General features: G+C 71.8%; 21 protein-coding genes and 1 pseudogene. 13 read left to right on the top strand and 9 right to left on the bottom strand.

Translation table 11 applies throughout. The features are described 5' to 3' along the window. Positions 1 to 327: 327 nt before the first annotated feature. The 3 genes from Cba03nite_RS17340 to Cba03nite_RS17330 form a co-directional block, all read right to left on the bottom strand. Positions 328 to 510 (bottom strand): hypothetical protein, encoded by a 183-nt coding sequence (locus tag Cba03nite_RS17340; RefSeq protein WP_203746956.1) that lies wholly within the window; start codon positions 508 to 510, stop codon positions 328 to 330. 244 nt (positions 511 to 754) lie between these two features. Then, complete coding sequence (locus Cba03nite_RS17335; protein WP_203746955.1) at positions 755 to 1,213, bottom strand: hypothetical protein; 459 nt, start codon at positions 1,211 to 1,213, stop codon at positions 755 to 757. A 3-nt stretch (positions 1,214 to 1,216) separates the two neighbouring features. After that, complete coding sequence (locus tag Cba03nite_RS17330) at positions 1,217 to 3,583, bottom strand: molybdopterin oxidoreductase family protein (protein WP_203746954.1); 2,367 nt, start codon at positions 3,581 to 3,583, stop codon at positions 1,217 to 1,219. Between the two features lie 95 nt (positions 3,584 to 3,678). Here Cba03nite_RS17330 and Cba03nite_RS17325 point away from each other — a divergent pair, with 95 nt between their 5' ends. From Cba03nite_RS17325 to Cba03nite_RS17275, 12 genes and pseudogenes are all read left to right on the top strand, one after another. Continuing rightward, positions 3,679 to 4,008, top strand: coding sequence for a DUF2795 domain-containing protein (locus Cba03nite_RS17325; RefSeq protein WP_203746952.1), 330 nt, complete (start codon positions 3,679 to 3,681; stop codon positions 4,006 to 4,008). Positions 4,009 to 4,089: 81 nt separating this feature from the next. Continuing rightward, positions 4,090 to 5,271, top strand: coding sequence for an alcohol dehydrogenase catalytic domain-containing protein (locus Cba03nite_RS17320; RefSeq protein WP_203746950.1), 1,182 nt, complete (start codon positions 4,090 to 4,092; stop codon positions 5,269 to 5,271). Between the two features lie 152 nt (positions 5,272 to 5,423). Continuing rightward, a pseudogene (locus Cba03nite_RS40645) lies at positions 5,424 to 5,510 on the top strand (hypothetical protein); the annotation flags it as partial. A 97-nt stretch (positions 5,511 to 5,607) separates the two neighbouring features. Beyond that, a complete protein-coding gene (locus tag Cba03nite_RS17315) occupies positions 5,608 to 6,486 on the top strand; it encodes an RNA-guided endonuclease TnpB family protein (protein WP_203746948.1) in 879 nt (292 codons plus the stop codon). A 12-nt stretch (positions 6,487 to 6,498) separates the two neighbouring features. Beyond that, positions 6,499 to 6,891 (top strand): STAS domain-containing protein, encoded by a 393-nt coding sequence (locus tag Cba03nite_RS17310; RefSeq protein WP_203746947.1) that lies wholly within the window; start codon positions 6,499 to 6,501, stop codon positions 6,889 to 6,891. A 119-nt stretch (positions 6,892 to 7,010) separates the two neighbouring features. Continuing rightward, positions 7,011 to 7,778, top strand: a complete 768-nt coding sequence (locus tag Cba03nite_RS17305; RefSeq protein ID WP_275411597.1) for an ATP-binding protein — start codon at positions 7,011 to 7,013, stop codon at positions 7,776 to 7,778. Positions 7,779 to 7,863: 85 nt separating this feature from the next. Beyond that, complete coding sequence (locus tag Cba03nite_RS17300) at positions 7,864 to 8,235, top strand: nitrogen regulation protein NR(II) (protein ID WP_203746945.1); 372 nt, start codon at positions 7,864 to 7,866, stop codon at positions 8,233 to 8,235. Then, positions 8,232 to 8,876, top strand: coding sequence for a PAS domain-containing protein (locus Cba03nite_RS17295; protein WP_203746944.1), 645 nt, complete (start codon positions 8,232 to 8,234; stop codon positions 8,874 to 8,876). Before Cba03nite_RS17300 ends, Cba03nite_RS17295 begins: the two co-directional genes overlap by 4 nt. Before the next feature lie 75 nt (positions 8,877 to 8,951). Further along, positions 8,952 to 10,184: a glycosyltransferase gene (locus Cba03nite_RS17290; RefSeq protein ID WP_203746983.1), complete on the top strand. Its 1,233-nt coding sequence runs from the start codon at positions 8,952 to 8,954 to the stop codon at positions 10,182 to 10,184. Positions 10,185 to 10,337: 153 nt separating this feature from the next. Beyond that, complete coding sequence (locus Cba03nite_RS17285) at positions 10,338 to 10,853, top strand: hypothetical protein (protein ID WP_203746943.1); 516 nt, start codon at positions 10,338 to 10,340, stop codon at positions 10,851 to 10,853. A gap of 162 nt (positions 10,854 to 11,015) precedes the next feature. After that, on the top strand, positions 11,016 to 11,972 hold the full coding sequence (locus tag Cba03nite_RS17280) for a cyclase family protein (RefSeq protein WP_239125811.1): 957 nt from the start codon (positions 11,016 to 11,018) through the stop codon (positions 11,970 to 11,972). Between the two features lie 130 nt (positions 11,973 to 12,102). After that, positions 12,103 to 12,663, top strand: coding sequence for a hypothetical protein (locus tag Cba03nite_RS17275; RefSeq protein ID WP_203746942.1), 561 nt, complete (start codon positions 12,103 to 12,105; stop codon positions 12,661 to 12,663). 204 nt (positions 12,664 to 12,867) lie between these two features. Here the strand turns inward: Cba03nite_RS17275 and Cba03nite_RS17270 are convergent, their stop codons facing one another. Both Cba03nite_RS17270 and Cba03nite_RS17265 read right to left on the bottom strand, forming a co-directional pair. After that, positions 12,868 to 13,500, bottom strand: coding sequence for a DUF305 domain-containing protein (locus Cba03nite_RS17270; protein WP_203746941.1), 633 nt, complete (start codon positions 13,498 to 13,500; stop codon positions 12,868 to 12,870). A gap of 122 nt (positions 13,501 to 13,622) precedes the next feature. Beyond that, positions 13,623 to 14,543: an MBL fold metallo-hydrolase gene (locus Cba03nite_RS17265; RefSeq protein WP_203746939.1), complete on the bottom strand. Its 921-nt coding sequence runs from the start codon at positions 14,541 to 14,543 to the stop codon at positions 13,623 to 13,625. 179 nt (positions 14,544 to 14,722) lie between these two features. Here Cba03nite_RS17265 and Cba03nite_RS17260 point away from each other — a divergent pair, with 179 nt between their 5' ends. Continuing rightward, positions 14,723 to 15,358, top strand: a complete 636-nt coding sequence (locus Cba03nite_RS17260; RefSeq protein WP_275411596.1) for a TetR/AcrR family transcriptional regulator — start codon at positions 14,723 to 14,725, stop codon at positions 15,356 to 15,358. On the opposite strand, the gene Cba03nite_RS17255 is transcribed toward Cba03nite_RS17260, so the two are convergent. The 4 genes from Cba03nite_RS17255 to Cba03nite_RS17240 form a co-directional block, all read right to left on the bottom strand. Next, positions 15,355 to 15,780, bottom strand: coding sequence for a hypothetical protein (locus tag Cba03nite_RS17255; protein WP_203746935.1), 426 nt, complete (start codon positions 15,778 to 15,780; stop codon positions 15,355 to 15,357). The two genes, Cba03nite_RS17260 and Cba03nite_RS17255, sit on opposite strands and share 4 nt — an antisense overlap. Positions 15,781 to 15,850: 70 nt before the next feature. Next, positions 15,851 to 18,109 (bottom strand): heavy metal translocating P-type ATPase, encoded by a 2,259-nt coding sequence (locus tag Cba03nite_RS17250; protein ID WP_203746933.1) that lies wholly within the window; start codon positions 18,107 to 18,109, stop codon positions 15,851 to 15,853. Beyond that, positions 18,109 to 19,074 carry a DUF8832 domain-containing protein gene (locus tag Cba03nite_RS17245; protein ID WP_203746931.1) on the bottom strand — a complete coding sequence of 322 codons (966 nt, stop codon included), beginning with the start codon at positions 19,072 to 19,074 and terminating at the stop codon, positions 18,109 to 18,111. The genes Cba03nite_RS17250 and Cba03nite_RS17245 overlap by 1 nt, the downstream gene beginning before the upstream one ends. Then, entirely contained in the window at positions 19,071 to 19,283 is a 213-nt protein-coding gene (locus tag Cba03nite_RS17240) for a heavy-metal-associated domain-containing protein (RefSeq protein WP_203746929.1), read from the bottom strand. Before Cba03nite_RS17240 ends, Cba03nite_RS17245 begins: the two co-directional genes overlap by 4 nt. Between the last annotated feature and the right edge of the window lie 178 nt (positions 19,284 to 19,461).

Genomic DNA, 19,461 nt, shown 5'->3' with positions numbered 1-19,461 from the left:
TCGGCATATGAGCTTTGAAGGCCCACGTGTCACTTGGCGTTGAACTGATGGGCCAGCCCGGCAGCCTGCCGCGAGGTGAGGCGTCGGGCTTTCTGCCAGCGCGAACGCTGGCAACGTTGGTCGTCATTGGTGGTCACCCATTGACCTCCGACGGCCTGGCGACGGCCTGGCGCTCATCAACCCGCGGAAGGGGTTCGTCAATCGTGGGCACCAGCCCGCCGGACTTGGCGCTTTTGCTCGACGAACCTGGATCGCGCTCTAGATCATTTTGTGTATGTTCCGCGCGATGGCGACCCAGTTCCCAAGGAACGCGCGTCCTGCGCTAGCTCAAGAAGACGGATGGGAATGGTCGCTGGAGCCGAACTCAGCCGCCATAGCCGCGCGGCAGCGGGCCACTTGGTCGGAGGCTTCCTCCATGAACCAGCGCATGATCTCGAACGGGACAACCCGCTCGTCCTGAGCGCGGATGTGGATGGTCGGCTCCAGGTCCGGATCTTCGTCGGGCACCATGGCGACTATGAACGCGGGTCCATGCACGTGCGTAAGCGCACCCGGGACGTCAACCCGCGGCTTCGCAACTGGCCTCGCCTCGCTCAGTTCCACACACCAGGCATCGTCACTTAGGGCGTAGTGGAACACCAGGGCATAGTGACGACCGGCATGTTCTCGCAGTTCAGGCACGCTCGATGGTCCCACAAGCAGCGAACCTTGGGGGTAGAGAATCTCGGTCTGGCGTGCTTGAAGAGTCCGTGCTTCACCTGGCGACCAGTAGCGCCTGGGGTGCGGCGGCCTTGAGCTGGGTGGTGAGCCAGCCCTGCTGGACCTTGGTCTCGCCCTGGCAGGCGGCGACCACGGCGATCAGCTCATGGTCGTGCAGCGCCTGCGCGGCCTGGCACACGGCGGTCCAGCTGCAGTCCACGAGCGTGGCGAGCAGCAGCAGGTCCTGCAGGTCGCGCAGCAGACCCACGCCGCCGGTACGGGCCTCCGGCAGCGCTTCGGCGTGCAGCCGGTCCGGCTCGTCCTCGCGGTGCTCGCCGTAGCGCTCGACGATCGGCGCCAGCGCGTTCACATGCGCGCGGCACTGCGCGGCGAGCAGCCGACAGGTGTGGGCGATCCCGGCCTCGTCGGCGTGGCCGGTGCGCACCACGTCGTAGGTGTCGGCGAGCGCGTTCTCCCCGCCGTGCAGCAGTCCGAGGTAGGTGGCGATGTGCACGGTTCAGCCCTCCCTGCCGGCGGCCGCCGAGGCGGTCTGCGCGGGTGCCGGGGCGGTGCCGTCGTCGGGTCCGGCGCGGCTGAGGCGTACCGCCGCGAGTTTGAACTGCGGCTGTTTGGAGACCGGGTCCCAGGCGGTCTCGGTGAGTTCGTTGGCGGCCCGGTGCGGGTCGGCGGGGTCGTCCCACCAGCCGTAGTGGAACGGGATGAACACCACGCCGGGGCGGCCCCGCGCGATGCGCACGGGCAGCCGCACCGCGCCGCGGGCCGACTCGACCAGGGCGAGGTCGCCTTCGGCAAGGCCGAGTTCGGCGGCGTCGGCGGTGCTGACCTCCACCCAGGGCGCGGGTGCGGCCGCGTTCAGGTGCGGGGCCCGCGCGGTCTTGGTGCGGGTATGGAAGTGGTACGCAGTCCGGCCGGTCGTCAGCAGCAGCGGGAAGTCGCCGGCGCCGAGGTCGGGCCGCAGGTAGTGGGCCGCCTTGAGCACGGCCCGGCCGTCGGGGCGCAGCAGCGCGTACTGCTCGGGTGTGACGGCCGCGCCGGTGAGCAGGTCGTGGCCGTAGGTCTCGCACTGCTCGGCGCGGGTCGGGAAGAAGCCGTCGGTGTAGAGGCGCTCGGTGCCGCCGGGCCGGGCGTCGTCGCACGGCCACTGGACGGGGCCTTCGCGCAGCCGGGCGTAGCTGAGCCCGGTGTAGTCGCAGGGGCGGCCGCGGCTGCACTCCTGCCAGGCCGTGAACGCGCCCTCGGGGTCGGTCCAGCGGATCAGCGGCCCGCCGTCGCGGTCGCGCAGGTCCATGCGGTGCGCGTAGTCGAGGAAGATGTCGAGGTCGGCGCGGGCCTCACCGGGCGGGTCGACGGCTTTGCCGCTGTGGTGCACGGTCCGGTCGGTGTTGGTGAACGTGCCCTCCTTCTCGCCCCACATGGCGGCGGGCAGCACCAGGTCGGCCAGCTCGGTGGTCTCGGTGGGGAAGCAGTCCTGCGCGATGACGAACAGCTGCTCGGCGGCGAGCAGCCGCCGGATGCGGGCGACGTCGGGCAGGGTCACCACCGGGTTGGTGCCGACGATCCACAGCAGCCGGATGGAGCCCTGCTCGGCGTACCGGATGATCTGCATGGCGTGGGTGGGTTCGGCCCAGTGCGGGATCACCATCGGGTCGACCCGCCACAGCTTGGCCAGTTCGCCGATGTGGGTCTGGTTGGCCCAGTTGCGGAAGCCGGGCAGGTCGCCGTCGGCGCCGCATTCGCGGGTGTTCTCGGAGGTGGGCTGGCCGTTCATCTGGAGCAGGCCGCAGCCGGGGCGGCCCAGCATGCCGCGCAGCAGGTGCAGGTTGTTGACCTGGCACGAGGCGGCGGTGGCCTGGTGGGACTGGTAGACGCCCTGCAGCACGGTGGACAGCACGCGTGGGGCGTGGCAGAAGATCTCCGCGGCGCGGCGGATGTCGGCGGCGGGCACGTCGCAGATCCGGGCGGCCTCCTCCGGCGGGTACGCGGCCGCGGTGCGGGCCAGTTCGTCGAAGCCGACCGTGTGCGCGGCGACGTAGCCGGACTCGACCGCGCCGGTGCGGATGACCTCGTGGATGAGCGCATTGAGCAGCGCCACGTTGGTGCCGGGCCGGATCGGCAGGTGCACCTCGGCGGCGTCGGCGACGTTGGTGCGGCGCGGGTCCACGCAGACCAGCGCGGGCCGGTCGGGTCCGGCCAGCCGGTCGAGGATGCGCGCCCAGAGCACGGTCTGCGTCTCGGCGACGTTGTGGCCATACAGGAAGATCGCGTCGGCGCTGTCCACGTCGGCGTAGGAGCCGGGCTGGCCGTCGCAGCCGAAGGTCTCCTTCAGCGCCGCGGCGGCGGTGGCGGTGCACAGCCGGGTGTTGCCGTCCATGTGCGGGGTGCCGAGCCCGGCCTTGCCGATGACGCCGAGTGTGTAGTACTCCTCCAGGAACAGCTGGCCGGTGGTGTAGAAGCCGTGGGTGAGCGGGCCGCCCTCGTCGAGCAGCCGCCGCGAGGTGGCCGTGAGCAGGCCCATCGCCTCGTCCCAGCTGGTCTCCACGAGCCGGCCGCCGCGCCGGACCTGGGGGCGGCGCAGCCGGTCGGGCGCGGAGGCCGCCTGCCAGCCGGCGAACAGGCCCTTGGGGCCGAGCCGGCCGTGGCTGATCCGGTCGGCGGCGTGGCCGCGTACGCCGACCATCCGCCCGTCCTGGACCGCGATGTCGCAGCCGCAGCCGTTGCTGCACAGCACGCAGGCCGACGGCACCCAGCGCACCCGGCCGGGGTCGGCGTCCGGTGCGAGCTGCTCGTCGACCCGGACGGGCCACTCCTGCCCGGCGGCGTACGGCGTACGGGCGCCCCAGATGTCGCTGATGCGGTCGGCCATGGCGACCACCTCCGGCCTGTACCTTGCCCCCGGCACCTTTCCGGCAAACAAGGCGTACAGGTTTCATGGGGCGAAGTGGGGGAATGTTGTACCGCATGACGCACACACCGTATGGCAGCAGGCAGCTCGGCGACCCGATCGAGGACGACCTCGACCGGCGGTCCTGGGACACTCCCGGCCGCGACGGCGTCGTGACCGGCGACGAGACCGACCCGGACCGGCGCGAGCTGCGCGCCCGCATCGGCGAGCACGTCTCGCTGGCGACGTTCCCGGCGACGACCGAGGACCTCACCGAGACGGCGGTGCGCAGCGACGCTCCGGACGAGGTGATGGAGTCCCTCGGGCTGCTGGAGCGCGGGCGCACCTTCGCCAACACGCGGGAACTGTGGCAGGCGCTCGGCCTGGAGGTCGAGCAGCGCTTCTGAGGGGGCACAGGCGCGGCCGGGCGCGAGTGACAGCGCGCCCGGCCGCGCCGCGTACCGGGACGACGACAGGGGATTGGGCTCATGAAGGCAGTGGTGTGGCACGGCAAGCGTGACGTTCGCGTGGACACGGTCGACGACCCGGTGATCCAGGAACCGACGGACGCGGTCATCAGGGTCACCTCGAGTGGCATCTGCGGCTCCGACCTGCACCTGTACGAGGTGCTGGGCCCGTTCATGACGGAGGGCGACATCCTCGGCCACGAGCCGATGGGCATCGTGGAGGAGGTCGGCCCGCAGGTCACCCGGCTCAAGCCCGGCGACCGGGTGGTGGTGCCGTTCCAGATCGCCTGCGGCGGCTGCTGGATGTGCGCGCAGGGGCTGCAGACCCAGTGCGAGACGACCCAGGTGCGCGAGGAGGGCATGGGCGCGGCGCTGTTCGGCTACACCCGCCTCTACGGGCGCGTCCCCGGCGGCCAGGCCGAGTACCTGCGGGTCCCGCAGGCGCAGTACGGCCCGATCACGGTCCCGGTCGGCCCGCCCGACGACCGGTTCGTGTACCTGTCCGACGTGCTGCCGACGGCCTGGCAGGCGGTCGAGTACGCCGCGATCCCCGACGGCGGCACGCTGCTCGTGCTCGGCCTCGGCCCGATCGGCGACATGTGCGCCCGGATCGCGCTGCACCGCGGCGCGGGCCGGGTCATCGGAGTGGACCCGGTGGCCGAACGCCGTGACCGGGCCCTGGCCCGCGGCGTCGAGGCGCTGGACCTGCACGACCGTGACGAGGTGCTGACCGCGATCCGGGAGCTGACCGGCGGCCGCGGCCCGGACTCGGTGATCGACGCCGTCGGCATGGAGGCCCACGGGTCGCCGACGACCAAGGCGGTGCAGCAGATGGTAGGCATCCTGCCGGACGCGTGGGCGGCCAAGATCATGGAGACCGCCGGGGTGGACCGGCTGGCCGCGCTGGACCTGGCCATCGAGGCGGTCCGCCGCGGCGGCACCATCTCGATCATCGGCGTGTACGGGGGCATGGCCGACCCGCTGCCGATGCTGACGCTGTTCGACAAGCAGATCCAGCTCCGGATGGGCCAGGCGAACGTGCGCCGCTGGGTGGACGACATCCTGCCGCTGCTCACCGACGCCGACCCGCTGGGCGTGGAGAGCTTCGCGAGCCACCGCGTGCCGCTGTCCGCGGCGCCGATCGCCTACCAGCAGTTCCAGGAGAAGAAGGACGGCGTCGTCAAGGTCCTGCTGCAGCCCTGATCGGGTCGGCGTCATGCGGGTCGGCACAGGGGTATCCAACTGCTGGTGGTTGAGTGAGCTTTGGTGTGCTCCAGCGTGCGCTGGCGTGCTCGGCCCGGTCGATGTCTGCGTGCGATGGCGGTCTTGTCGTACGGGTCGCCTAGCCTGCTCGCGTGTCCGATGTGGCTGGTGGTGTGGTGGTGCAGGCGTACCGGTTCGCCCTGGACCCGACCCCGGCCCAGGACCGTGACCTGCACCGCCATGCCGGTGCGGACCGGTTCGCGTTCAACTGGGCCCTGGCGGCGGTGCGCGCCAACCTCGGCCAGCGCGCCGCCGAACGCACCTACGGCCTGGACGGTGAGCAGCTGCCTGCAGGCGGGCACGGCCCGGATCATGTCGGCCACCGTCCGGCACACGGGTGGGCGCTGGCATGTGTCGTTCACCGTGCAGGTCACCCGCACCATCCGCACCCCCGCGTATCCGCCGCGCACGGTCGGTGTCGACGTCGGTATCAGCAACCTGGCGGTGCTGTCGACCGGGCAGGTCGTGCCCAACCCCCGCCATCTGGCCGCCGCTGCTGGGCGGCTGCGCGCCGCGGCCCGGACCATGTCCCGCCGGCAAGGTCCCGACCGGCGCACCGGCCGGCAGCCGTCCCGGCGCTGGCAGCAGGCCAAAGCCCGCCTGGCCCGCGCACACGCCCGGGTCGCGAACCTGCGCGCCGACGGCCTGCACAAACTCACCTCGTCCCTGGCCGGCACCTACGGCACGATCGTGGTCGAGGACCTCAACGTCGCCGGGATGATCCGCAACCGGCGCCTGGCCCGGCACATCGCCGACGCCGGGTGGGCCACCCTGCGCCGGCACCTCGAATACAAGACCACCTGGAACGGCGGCCGCCTGATCACCGCCGACCGCTGGTTCGCCTCCTCGAAGACCTGTTCGTCCTGCGGCGCAGTGAAACCCAAACTGCGCCTGCGGGAACGGACCTACACCTGCGAGCACTGCGGCCTGCGCTTGGACCGTGATCTGAACGCCGCGATCAACCTGCAGCAGTACGTCGCCCGGAGTGGCTGGGAGACGTTAAACGGCCGTGGAGCCGACCTTAAGTCCACCCTCGTGGTGGCAGGTGGCTGTGAAACGACCACCCCGCACCACCCGCCCGGTGGGTCAGACGGGGACCGTCGGCCGACTGCAACACGAGTGCTCACTAGAGCTCACTCCACTGCAACGGCATGACACTATGGGACTGTGTCCGGCACTCCCGCATTCGAGGTCCGCTGCCGACCAGGCCCGGACGGTGTCGATGTCGCCGTCCGCGGCGAGATCGACCTCGCCGTGTGCGACCTGCTCGTCGCTGAGCTGCGAGATGCGGTGAAGCTGGGGGACCCGGTCGTGGTGGACCTCGCGGAGGTGACCTTCATCGACTCGACGGGCGTGCGTGCGCTCTTCGAGGGGTACCGGGCGGCCGAGCAGATAGGGCACCGCCTGCGGGTGAAGAACGCCCACGACTGGGTGGCGCGGGTGCTGAGCATCACCGGTGTGCTGGACGTGCTCGGTGCGCCGGAGGAGGCCGATGAGGCACCCGGTATCCGGGGCGGGCTCGCCGAGCCTCCGGGTGGGGCGGAGCCGCCCCGGCGGTAGGGACGCGTTTCACCGGCTCGCCGTCGGGTACTTCTACCGAAGACCATGACGCGCCACCGGTGGCTTCCACGTTGCGCCCCTCTGCAGAGGCGAACCGGGCTCAGTGGAAGGCAAGGGCCATGGGAACGAAACTTACGAATCCCGACATTGCATCCGCCGTGCCGGGTCCTGTGCTCACGGTCCGGGCGGAGGGTCGGCTGGATCTGGCCGGGTACACGCGCATGAGGACGATGCTGCTGAAAGCACTCGCCGAAGGCCCGGGCGCACTGCTGGTCGATTTGTCCGGGTTACAGGTGATTGACGAGGTTCATCTCGCGGTGTTCCCCGCGGTGCTCAGGCAGGCAGATGCGTGGCCGGGCTGCCGCGTGGTGTTGTTCGGCGCCGCGCCGGAGGTGGCCGGTGCGTTGCGCGTGCTCCGCATCGGCGAGCACCTGACCGTCTGCTCCACCGAGAGCCAAGCCCGCGTGGCCGCCGAGCAGCCGGCCGGAGTCGGCGCCCAGGTCGCGCACTTCGCGAGCGAGCCGCAGGCGGTGGCGCAGGCGCGAAGGCTCGTGGAGACGTGCTGCGCGCAGTGGGCAGTGCCCGAGCCGGTGACCGCCACCGCGCGGCAGATCTGCAGCGAGCTGGTCGCCAACGCCGTACGGCACGCCCATACGCCGTTCGAGCTGCACCTGCGCTGCCGCACGCGTTACCTGCACGTCGCCGTCCGCGACTTCGGCACCGGCGACCTGGCCGAGGTCGTCGCCCGGACCGGTCCACCGGCCAGCGGGCTCGCGGTGGTGGCCGTGCTGGCCGGCGGCTGGGGCGTCACCCGCACGGTGGACGGAAAGGTCGTCTGGGCGACCCTGAGCCGATCCGAACCCGGCAGGCAGAGCGCCGTCCGTTAGGTCACGAACGGGTCCGCGGGGAGCAGGCAGGCGCAGAATGGCAAGTGAGGAGCGCGGAGCCGTCGCCTCGGTGAGGAGGTTCGCCGTGGCAGGAAAGGCAGGGGCCACGGGCGCGCTCGACAGCGTGCGCGACGAGGCGTTCATGTCGGCCAGCGTGGCGCAGATCGTGGTCACCCCCGACGGCCTCGTGGCGATGGCCAACCGCCGCGCGGAGGCGCTGTTCGGCGTGCCGGCGCGGGACACGGGCCAGCCCTTCGGGGAGCTGGACGTCGTCTGCCGCCCGCTGGAGCTGCGCCTGCCGATCGCGGCGGTGGAGCTGGACCGCCGTGTCGTGTGGATGAACGAGGTCGAGTACGAACGCGCCGGTGCCGCCGCCGTGCGCCTCGACATCCGGCTCGCGCCGCTCATCGACGTCGACCTGAGGCTGCTCGGGGTGGCGCTGTCGTTCACGACGTGACCGCGGCGCGGCGGCTCCAGGACGAGCTCGGGCGCGCCGACGTGCGGCTCGACGTCGCCTACGAGCAGCTACGGTCGATGAACGAGCGCCGGGAGACCGCCGACGAGGAACTGACCTGCACGGTCGAGGAGCTGGAGGTCGTCAGCGAGGAGCTCCAGTCCACCAACGAGGAGCTGGAGACCCTGAACAGCGAACTCCAGTCCGCCGGCGACGAGCTGCGCCTGGTCAGCGACCGGCTGCGCGACAGCTCGGCCGAGCTGGGCGAGGCGAACGCGTTCCTCGACGCGCTGCTGGCCGGGCTGCGGGCCGGGGTCGCGGTGCTGGACAGGGAGCTGGTGGTCCGGGTCTGGAACCGGCGGGCCGAGCATTTGTGGGGGCTGCGGCGGGAGGAGGCCGTGGGCCGAGGGCTACACAACCTCGATGCCGGGCTGCCCGCCGGGCGGCTGGCCTCCATGATCGGCGAGGTGCTCCGGCTGCCGGTCGTGAGCGGGGTGATCGGCCCCAGCCGGACGGCGCACATGGCCGCCGGCGACCGGCACGGCCACCGCATCGACGTCCGGGTGACGTGTGTCGCGCTGGCTCCCGACGGCGTGACCTCCGGTGTCATGCTGATCATGGAGCCGGTCGGCACCGCAGCCTGACCTGCACCGTTTCGCGATGTCCAGCCTGGGTACTTCTCCGTCCTGCCTTCGTCGAGGGGGTGCGGGATGAGGAAGCTGCGCGCCGCGCTGATCTCCGAACACGCCAGTCCGCTCGCCGCCCTGGGCGGCGTCGATGCCGGCGGCCAGAACGTCCACGTGGCCCGGCTCGCGGGGGCGCTGGTGCGGGGCGGTCACGAGGTGCGGGTGTACACCCGCCGCGACCGCCCCGACGCCGAGCCCGTCGTGCGTGTGGCCGACGGCTACACCGTGGAGCATGTGCCGGTCGGGCCTCCGGAGGAGATCCCCAAGGACGACCTGCTGCCCTACATGGGCGCCTTCGCGGACTGGCTGGTGCGCTCCTGGCACCGCTCCGGGTTCGATCCCGACGTGGTGCACGCCCACTTCTGGATGAGCGGCCTGGCCGCCATGGACGCCGCCCACCGCCACGACCGGCCGTACGTGGTCACGTACCACGCGCTGGGGTCGGTCAAGCGGCGGATGCAGGGCGCCGCCGACACCAGCCCGCCCCGGCGCATCGAGCTGGAGCGGGCCGTCGGCAACGCCGCGGCCAGGATCATCGCCCAGTGCTCCGACGAGATCACCGAGCTGCTCGGGTACGGCTTCCATCGTGGCAAGATCGAGACGGTGCCGTCGGGCGTCGACACCGTCACGTTCTCGCCTGCTGACGGCTGGTCGGCGCACGGCGCGCGGCCCCGCCGGGTGCTCAGCGTCGGCCGGCTCGTGCCGCGCAAAGGCTTCGCCGACCTGATCGAGGCCATGGTGCGGGTACCGGACGCCGAGCTGGTCATCGCGGGCGGCCCGCCTGCCGACCGGCTGGCCGCGGACCCGGAGGCGCAGCGCCTGACCGCGCTGATCGCACGGCTCGGCCTCGGCGACCGGGTGCGCCTGCTCGGCGGCGTGCCCCAGGCGGGGATGCCGGACCTGTACCGCTCGGCCGACGTGGTGGCCTGCACGCCGGACTACGAGCCGTTCGGCATCACCCCGCTGGAGGCCATGGCCTGCCAGATCCCCGTCGTGGCGTACGCCGTCGGCGGCCTGACCGACTCGGTCCGCGCCGGGTTGACGGGTGAGCTGGTGGTGCCGCACGACCTCGACGGGCTCGCCGGGGCGCTGCGCGGGCTGCTCGGCGATCCGCTGCGGCGGCTGCGCTACGGCCAGGCGGCCGGGTCGATCGTGCGGGCCGGATACACCTGGGCGCACACGGCCGAACGGATCGCCGAGGTGTACCAGCGCGCGATCGCCACGGAACGCGTACGGGCGCTGACCGCTGCCTCCCGCTACTTGTGACGCACGAACCACGTTGACTGGTAGTCCGCCGAACCGGCGCATCAGCTCGGGGGCTTCACGTTGCCGCCGATCGCCACGATCAACTATCGTGCGGCGGTGCTATCCGTCTTGTCCGGACGGTGCGCCGGGGTGCGCCGTCCAGGAGCCTCCCGTATGCGCCGTACCGCCTTCTTCATGCTGCTCGCCGTCGTCGTGGCGGGTGCCGCAGCCTGCGGTGACCAGGCACAGCCACAGGCCGTGGCCTCCGCCGACGCCCCCGCCCCCACGGCCCCCGCCGGCAGCGCCGCGGCGGACGCCGTCGCCAGTATCGCTTTCGCCTGCGAGGCGGCCGACGGCCTGTACGCCACCCTGAACAAGCAGACGCAGGCGCACATCCAGCGCGGCTTCGAAGCCGAGCAGCGCGGCGACACGGCGGCGGTGGCCAAGGAGCTGCAGGCGCTGGAGCCGATGTTCCGCACCGTGTCCGCGAAGTTCGGCGAAGCCGCCGACAGGGTGGCCGACCCCGAGGTCAAGGTGGCCCTGAGCGACCTCGCCGAGGCGGCGTCCACAGCGTCGTCGTTCACCAAGTTCAGTGATTTCGGCGCCATGCAGCAGCTGACTGTCTCCGCCGAGCTGGTCCTCATCCGCAAGTGCCGTTACTCGGGGTACAAGATGGTCAACCTGGTCTGATCGCCAGGTCCGCTGAACCGCCGGTGGCCGCTGACCGGCCGGCTGCCGACCGCGGTTGTAGTGTCATGTCAGCCCAGGTGCGTGCCGCGGCATGCCGAAGGAGGGCGGGACGGCCCGCCCTCGCGCGCCCCCAAGCCCGTGAGCCGAGGAGTCGATGCTGCGATGACGGCTGACCGACCGATGCCCACACAGGACGACGTGCTCGGGTACTTCAACACGCTGTCGAACTGGGGGCGGTGGGGTGACGACGACGAGTGCGGCACCCTGAACCACATCACCGACGACGTGCGGGCGGCGGCGGCGCGGGCCGTGCGCCACGGCAGGAGCGTGTCGTGCGCGTGGGAGATCACCGTGCCGCAGGAGATGGAACGGTCGACGACGGCCTGCCCGTGCGCCGCCGACATGCCCGGGGCCGAGAACATGCCGGTGGCCGCCTTCCACGCCGACCGGCGGTGGGGCTTCTCATCCGAGCAGCTCCAAATCTCGTTCCACGGCAACACGATCACCCACCTCGACTCGCCGTGCCACATCTTCTGGGACGGGATGATGTACAACGGGCGGTCGCACTCGCTGGTCGACGGCGCGACGGGATCGGCGTGGGCGGCCGTCACGGCGGCGGCGAACGGGATCGTCACGCGGGGTGTCCTGCTGGACGTCGCGGCGGTCCGGGATGTGCCGTGGCTGGAGCCGGGGCAGGGCGTGCATCCCGATGACCTTGAGGAGGCCGAGCGCCGCCAGGGTGTGCGGGTGCGGCCCGGCGACGCGGTGCTCCTGCGGACCGGCTTCGGCCGCTTCCGGCACGAGGGCGGTGTGGTCGACGGGTTCGCGCAGGCCGGCTGGCACGCGTCCTGCCTGCCGTGGCTGCACGAACGGGGGGTCGCGCTGATCGGCGCGGACACTCCCCAGGACGTTCAGCCGTCGGGCTACGCAGACGTGCTGATGCCGGTTCACGCCGTGAGCCTCGTCGCCATGGGTCTGTGGATGCTCGACAACTGCGACCTGGAGGCGTGCGCGGCGACGGCCGCCGAACTCGGCCAGTGGGACTTCCAGCTCGCGGTCGCGCCGGTCCGCTTCGCCGGAACCTCTGGCAGTCCGGTCAACCCGATCGCCACCTTCTGACCGCGGTGACAGCCCGGCCGTCGAGGTCCGGCGCCCATCGACCTGCTTGAGGAGCAGCTCCCGAGCCGGTTCGGAACAAGGCCCGCGCGGCCGGTGGCGTCTTCGGTCCAATCACGAGACACTCGCCGTCATGCGGCCGATGCGCGGCTGGTGGCGAAGCGTACGCAACTGGTGGGCACTGGCCGCGGTCGCAGGGATGGCGGCGCTGCTCGCGGCAGTCGGCCAGGTTTACACCGGTGCCGGCGCCGGGGCGGCGATCCTGACCCTGTCCGCGCGTTTCGAGGAGGCGGTCTGGCGGCCTCGGGTGGACGGCCCGGCGGAGGGGGTGCGGTGCTGGTCCGAGCTGCTGGAGTTCGCCCAGGCGGAGCAGGCGGAGACCGGCTGGAGCTTCGTCGTCTACGGGCTGGGCAACATGGGCGAATGGCAGATCAAGGCCGGTGACACCGCGGCCGGCCTGGACTCCATGCGCAGGGCGGTCGAGACCGCCTACACCGGCTACGGGCCCGGCCACTTCCACGTGCTCATGACGGAGTACGCCTACGCGCACGCGCTGCACAACGCCGGTGAGCGCGAGCAGGCGTACGAGCTGATGAACCGGCTCGCCGAGGAGGCCGGCCAGCTGCTCGGCGAGGCTCACCAGCTCACCACCGACGCGCGTGAGGCGCTGCGGAGCTGGTCTGCCTCCGGGTAGCTACGGCCGAAAGAGGTGATCTCCATGGGTGGTCTTCCGCGGCCGGTGTGCCCCTGGGGATAGATCACCGCATCCCACTCGCCTGACCGGGCCGACACCGCCACTGGGCACCGCTATGACGCACCATGGCCGGTCCCGCGTGCTCCGGCGACGCTCCGGCCCGGACCCCGCATCGGGCGTTCCGGGCCGCACGGCCATGGTGCGTCAGCTGGTGGGGCTCGGGGTGGCGCCGAGCAACTGCCGCATCTGCTCGATCTGTGCGGTCTGGCTGGTCTCGATCTTCTGGGCCAGTTCCTTGGCGGCCGGGTTCGCGCCGTTGGCGATCTCGGCTTTGGCCATCTCGACGGCGCCCTGGTGGTGGGCGATCATCATCTGCAGGAACATGTTGTCGAACTGCTCGCCGGTCATGTCGTTCATCTGTCCCATGTCAGGCATCGCCGGCATCGACGGCATCGCCCCCGGGCCCATCGGCGGCATCGACGGCATGGTCATTCCGGGGCCCATCGACGGCACCGGCTTGCCCCATTGGGTCAGCCAGGCGCTCATCTGTTCGATCTCGGGTGCCTGTTCCTGGCCGATCTGCGCCGCGAGCTGCTTGACCTGGGCACTGGCCGCCCTGCCCGCGGCCATCTGCGCCATCATCAGCGCCTGCTGGTGATGGGCGATCATCTGCTGGGCGAACTGGACGTCGGTGTCGTTGAACTGCTGCGTCGGGCTCGGCTGCACGACCGCCGGGGGTGGCTGCTGGGCTTGGGTGCCGGCGCATCCGGCCACTGTCGTCCCGATCAGCGCAGCCGCGGCCAGTGTCAGCAGCCCACGGGCGGTCGAACGTGCCATCGCGACCCTCCTTGCAGCGTTTCCCCGACTACCTAATCAGCAAAATGTCGGCCTGCGCGGGGTTTTCGACATCTACCGATGTGTCGGCGGGACTGCGTGCGGTGGGCGATGCGATCGCAGGGTCACGAACCTCTGCGCGGCGACGGCAACGCCGCGCCGCGCGACACCGGCGGCAGAACAGCGAAGCCGCCTGCGACGTCGCGGCCGATGCGCACGGCTGACATCAGGTGTGTGAACAGGATGAGGGCCCCGGTGTCGGCGTAGCGTTCGAGGACACGCCGGCGGCTTGCCGACGAGGCGGCGGGGTCGTGGCACAGCGCGGTGGAGATCTCGGGGCGGATCAGCTGAAGCGGGTGGTGGATGAGGTCCGCGGCAAGCAGCGCGGTCTGTCCCTGGCTGCTGATCTCCACTGCGACGTGGCCCGGGGTGTGGCCGGGCGCGGGCACCAGACGCACGTCGTCGTCGATGCGCGTGTCGAGGTCCACCAGGTCCAGTTGCCCGGCGGCCTGCACAGGCAGGACGCCGTCGGCGATGTGCCGCCGGGGGCTGCCTGCCGTGGCGTGCGCGTACTCCGCACCGGTGATCAGATACCTCGCCGCAGTGAACGTCGGCCGCAAGCGGCCGCCCGTCAGGACGGTGTTCCAGCCGATGTGGTCGTGATGAAGGTGGGTGTTGACGACCGTGTCGACGTCGGCGGGCTTCACGCCTGCGGCTGCCAGAGCCGCCAGCCACTGGGAGTCGAACCCGGGCCGTGGCTGCGCTAGGGCGGGTTTGGGCCCGCCGAGGCAGGTGTCGACGATGATGACCCGGCCGGCGCCGAGGATCGCGAAACCCTGCGACGCCATCCGCAGATGCGTGCGGGTGTCGTCGCAGTAGTCGTCGCCACAGGAGTCCAGTAAGGCGCGAAGGTCGGCTGCCGGCAGGTGCGGGAACGTGGCCCGTGCGGGCAGCGCGGGCCCGACCGCCTCGACCAGTGGCACCACGGTGCGCCGACCGACAGCGATGGCCGCGGGTTGGCTGTCTGGGACGGTGAGCGTGGACAAGGCGCCTCCTCGGACGGTGTCAGGTACGGACCGGAACCTGGACGGTGTGGCTGTTTCTGAACAGCGTGTCCATAATCGGTAGCCAATACGGTGACGGGCCGACGGGCAAGAATCAGCTTCGGCCAGAGCATGCGGAACTGGACACCGGCTGCCGCACTGTCCACGATCGGAGCGAGAAGATGGTCACCACACCTGACCGGCGAGTGCGGCGCACGCGCAGAGCCCTCCTTGACGCCCTGCTGGCCCTGATGGCTGACAAACCGTTCGACGCGATCACCGTGGCCGACGTCATCGACCGCGCCGACGTCGGCCGCTCCACCTTCTACAACCACTACACCGACAAAGCCGGCCTGCTCGCCGACGGGTTGGCTGCCTTTCGCGCCGCCGTCGAACAGCCCGCCTGCGGGCCGGCCGCCGGTCGGCTACTGCCGCACAGCCTCAACGTGTTCAGCCACGTCCACGCACACCAGCCCCTGGCGCGGGCGCTGTTCGCCGGACCTGCGGGCGCACCGGTGCTGCACCAGGCGCAGGCCGTCCTGGCCGACGTCGTACGCGCCGACCTGCCCTCAGACCCACACGAGATGCTCGCGGTGCCCACCGAGGCGCTGGTCGGGTTCGTGACCGGGGCGTACCTGTCGCTGCTGCGGTGGTGGCTCGACAGCGACACTGGCAACACCCCGCAGGAGGTCGACCGGATGTTCCGCGCGCTGGTGGTGCCGGGCGTGCGCGCCGCCGCCCGCCCGGCGGTCGCGCCGCATGCCGGTGCCGCCCGAACGGCGTCGGGCGGCACCGGTGCCGCGACGGCACGTGCCTAGGCAGTCGGCTCCAGCACCGCCGGGTGTCCGGCTGCGGTGATCGCGTCCGCATCGCCGCCCTTGGCCAGGTGCCGGCCGGGTGGCTGCACATGCGGGCGCAGCAGCACCGGAAGCTCGGCCAGTCCGGGGCCGCCGCCGGCGGCCCAGTCGGCCACGGCCTGGGTCAGGGCCGGGTCGAGGATTCGCCCGAACCATGTCACGGTCCCGCCTGCGGCACGACCGGCAGCCGAGGGCAGCACCACGAGGGTATTGCTCCGCTCGCAGTTGCCAAGGCATTCGGTCACCAGCAGTGCCACGCCTTCGGCGTCGGCGAGCTGGTCGGCTTGCTGCTGGTGGTCGGTGTCGGGGTGTTTGCCGGTGGTGCCGCAGCAGCAGCCGCGGCACAGCACGACCCGGCACCTCGCGGCGGCGGAGGTGGTCATCGATGTGCCCTCTCGAAAGACGTGGGCCGGTGGCGCCGCCCGGCTCGGGCGACGCCACCGGGAGGGGCCGTCAGTGGGTGGTGACAGCCTTGAAGCCGCGCAGCCGCAGGCTGTTGGAGACGACGAACACCGACGACAGCGCCATCGCCGCACCGGCGATCATCGGGTTGAGCAGGCCCAGCGCCGCCAGCGGCAGGGCGGCCACGTTGTAGGCGAAAGCCCAGAACAGGTTCGTCTTGATCGTGGACAGGGTCCGGCGGGACAGCCGGATCGCGTCGACCGCCGCCAGCAGGTCGCCGCGCACCAGGGTGAGGTCGGCTGCCTCGATGGCCGCGTCGGTGCCGGTGCCCATGGCCAGGCCCAGGTCGGCCTGGGCGAGTGCGGCGGCGTCGTTGACGCCGTCGCCCACCATCGCCACGACCTTGCCCTGCTCCTGCAGGCGCTTGACGACGTCGACCTTGCCCGACGGCAGGACCTCGGCGACGACCTCGGTGATGCCGACCTCGGCCGCGATGGCGTGGGCGACGGTGGTGTTGTCGCCGGTCAGCAGCACCGGGGTGAGCCCCAGCGCGCGCAGGCCTTCGATCGCCGCGGCGCTGGTCGGCTTGACCACGTCGGCGACGGCGAACAGCGCCCTGGCCCGGCCGTCCCAGCCGGCGAGCACCGCGGTGCGTCCGGCCTGCTCGGCGGCCTGCCGGGCGGTGTCGAGCTCGGCGGGCACGGGCAGGCCGTGCTGGGCCAGCAGCGCAGCCCGGCCCACCACGACGGCCGTGCCGTCGACGGTGCCGGTCACGCCCAGCCCTTGCGTGTTGGCGAATCCGGTGACAGCGGGCACGTCGCCGGCTTCGGCGGCGGCCGCGGCGATCGCCTGCGCGATCGGGTGCTCCGAGGCGGCCTCGGCCGCTCCGGCCAGCCGTAGCGCCTGCTGCCTGCTGACGTCCCCGGCGGTGACCACGTCGACCAGCGTCATGCGGCCCGTGGTGACGGTGCCGGTCTTGTCCAGTACGACGGTGTCCACCTTGCGTGTCGACTCCAGCACCTCCGGGCCCTTGATCAGGATGCCCAGCTGGGCGCCTCGGCCGGTGCCTACCAGCAGTGCCGTCGGCGTGGCCAGGCCCAGCGCGCACGGGCACGCGATGATCAGCACGGCGACCGCGGCGGTGAACGCCGCCGCGGCCCCGTTGCCGGTGCCCAGCCAGAAGCCCAGCGTCGCCACCGCGAGGGCGATGACGATCGGCACGAACACCGCCGAGATCCGGTCGGCCAGCCGCTGTACGGCGGCCTTGCCGGTCTGGGCCTGCTCGACCAGCCGCGCCATCTGCGCGAGCTGCGTGTCCGCGCCGATCCGGGTCGCTCGCACGATCAGGCGGCCGCCGACGTTGACCGTCGCACCCACGACCGTGTCCCCGGTGGCGACCTCGACGGGCACGGACTCCCCGGTCAGCATCGACGCGTCCACCGCCGACGCGCCGTCGTCGACGACGCCATCGGTGGCGATCTTCTCGCCGGGCCGGACGACGAACAGGTCGCCCACCGCCAGCTGCCCGGTCGGGATGCGCTGCTCGCGGCCGTCGCGCAGCACCGTGACGTCCTTGGCGCCCAGCTCCAGCAGCGCCCGCAGGGCGGCACCCGCGCGGCGCTTGGACCGGGCCTCGAAGAACCGGCCCGCCAGGATGAACACCGTGACCGCGGCGGCGACCTCGAGGTAGATGTTGCCCGCGCCGTCGCTGCGGGAGATCGACAGCGTGAACGGATGGGTCATGCCGGGCTGTCCGGCGGTGCCGAAGAACAGTGCCCACAGCGACCACCCGAACGCCGCCAGGGTGCCGACGGAGATGAGGGTGTCCATCGTCGCGGCGCCGTGGCGCAGGTTCACCCAGGCGGCGCGGTGGAACGGCGCACCGCCGTAGACGACGACCGGGGCGGCCAGCATCAGCGACAGCCACTGCCAGTTGGTGAACTGCCACGCGGGGACCATGGCGAGGACGACGACGGGTACCGCGAGCACCAGCGACGTCCACAGCCTGCGGCGCAGGCCCGCGAGCTCGTCGGCGGGCTCGGCCTCAGCCGTGCCGGCCTGCGGCTCGGTGACCGGTACGACCGCGGTGTAGCCGGTGGCCTCGACGGTGGCGATCAGGTCGTCGGTGGATACGGTGTCCGGGAAGCTGACCGACGCCTTCTCGGTGGCGTAGTTGACGGTCGCGGTGACGCCGTCCATGCGGTTGAGTTTCTTCTCGATCCGGGCGGCGCAGGAGGCGCAGGTCATGCCGCCGATGGCGAGTTCGATCTGCTGGGTCGCCAGGACCAGGGGTTTGCTGTCGGTGCTCATCAGTGCCCTCCGTGGCCGTGGGTGGGGCTTGGCGCAGGCGTGGGACTGGGCGGTGCCGGCGCGGCAGGGGCCGCCGTTCCGGCTGCGGCGGTGAAGGCCGCGGTGCGCACGACGCCGTTGTGCTGGAAGTCCAGGAACAGCCGGTAGGCGCCGGCTGAGGGGACCTCGGCGTGGAAGACGATCTGCGGTCCGGCGGTGGTGCGGCCGTCGCCGGGTTCGCCGTCGGGGTGCACGTGCAGGTAGGCCAGGTCGCCGTCGCGCAGCGCGACCAGGTGGCCGTAGGCGGCCAGGTAAGGCTGCAGGTCGGTGACCGGCTTGCCGTCCTTGGTCACGGTCAGCGTCAGCTTCGACGAGGTGCCCGGGACCAGGTCGCCGTCGAGGGTGACCGTGTAGCCGTCGATTGTCGCGGTGCGGGCGGCGGCCGGCAGCGGCGCCGGTTGGTACGCCCCCGGTGCGGGCAGGTCGACGCCGAGCGTCAGGCCCTGGCTGCGGGCGGTGGGCTGGAAGTCGGCGAACAGCCGGTACTGCCCGGGGCCTGCACCGGCGTGCAGCGGGATCTCCCAGACGCCGCCGGCGCCCAGGGTGGGGTGCACGTGCTGGAAGCCGGCCAGGTCCCGGCGGACCACGATCAGGTGCAGGTCCTTGTCGTGGGTCGGGGTGTAGGCGGTGACCGGGGCGCCGTCGGGTCCGAGGATCCGGAACCGCAGCGGCTGCGGCTGCGCGGTCGACAGCTGCGTCGACAGCGGCTGCAGGCGGTAGCCGTCCTGGGCGACCTGAAGCCCGCCGGGCACCTCAGCCGTGCTGTTCTGCGGGCCGGCGGTGTCGTGGGTTGCGTGTGAGGTGCTCTGGTGGCCGGCGGGTGCCGTAGCGGGGGAGGGGCCGGCCAGGTAGCCGGCCCCGTACGACGCTGCGAACACCGCGGCCAGCCCGAGCCCGAACAGGCTCAGCTTGAGCGGGGTGTTCATGACCGTGCTCCGACCAGTTCGTAGCCTGCCTCGTCGACCGCCGCGGCGACCGCGGCCTCGTCGAGGGCGCCGGCGCTGGACACGGTGACCGCGCCGCCGGCCAGGTCGACCTGCACACCGGTCACGCCGTCGAGCTTGCTGATCTCGGCGCTGACCGAGTTGACGCAGTGCCCGCAGGTCATGCCCTTGACGGTGTATACGGTCTCCATCGCGATCCCTCCTCGCCACTATACCCCTGTGGGGTATCTCAAGGCCGACCGTAGCATACCCCCCAGGGGTTTGTGTAGGGGAAGTGGATGGTTCACGTCACACCCAGCCGAGGTGCGCGCGCTGCCTGCCGCGCAGTGGCCGGTGCCGAGAGGCGGACATGCAGTTCAGAAGGCCGCA

The organism is Catellatospora bangladeshensis (assembly GCF_016862575.1).
Lineage (GTDB): Bacteria > Actinomycetota > Actinomycetes > Mycobacteriales > Micromonosporaceae > Catellatospora > Catellatospora bangladeshensis.
Note: the sequence above shows the minus strand (reverse complement) of the source record. Positions and strands in the feature narration are given on the sequence as shown.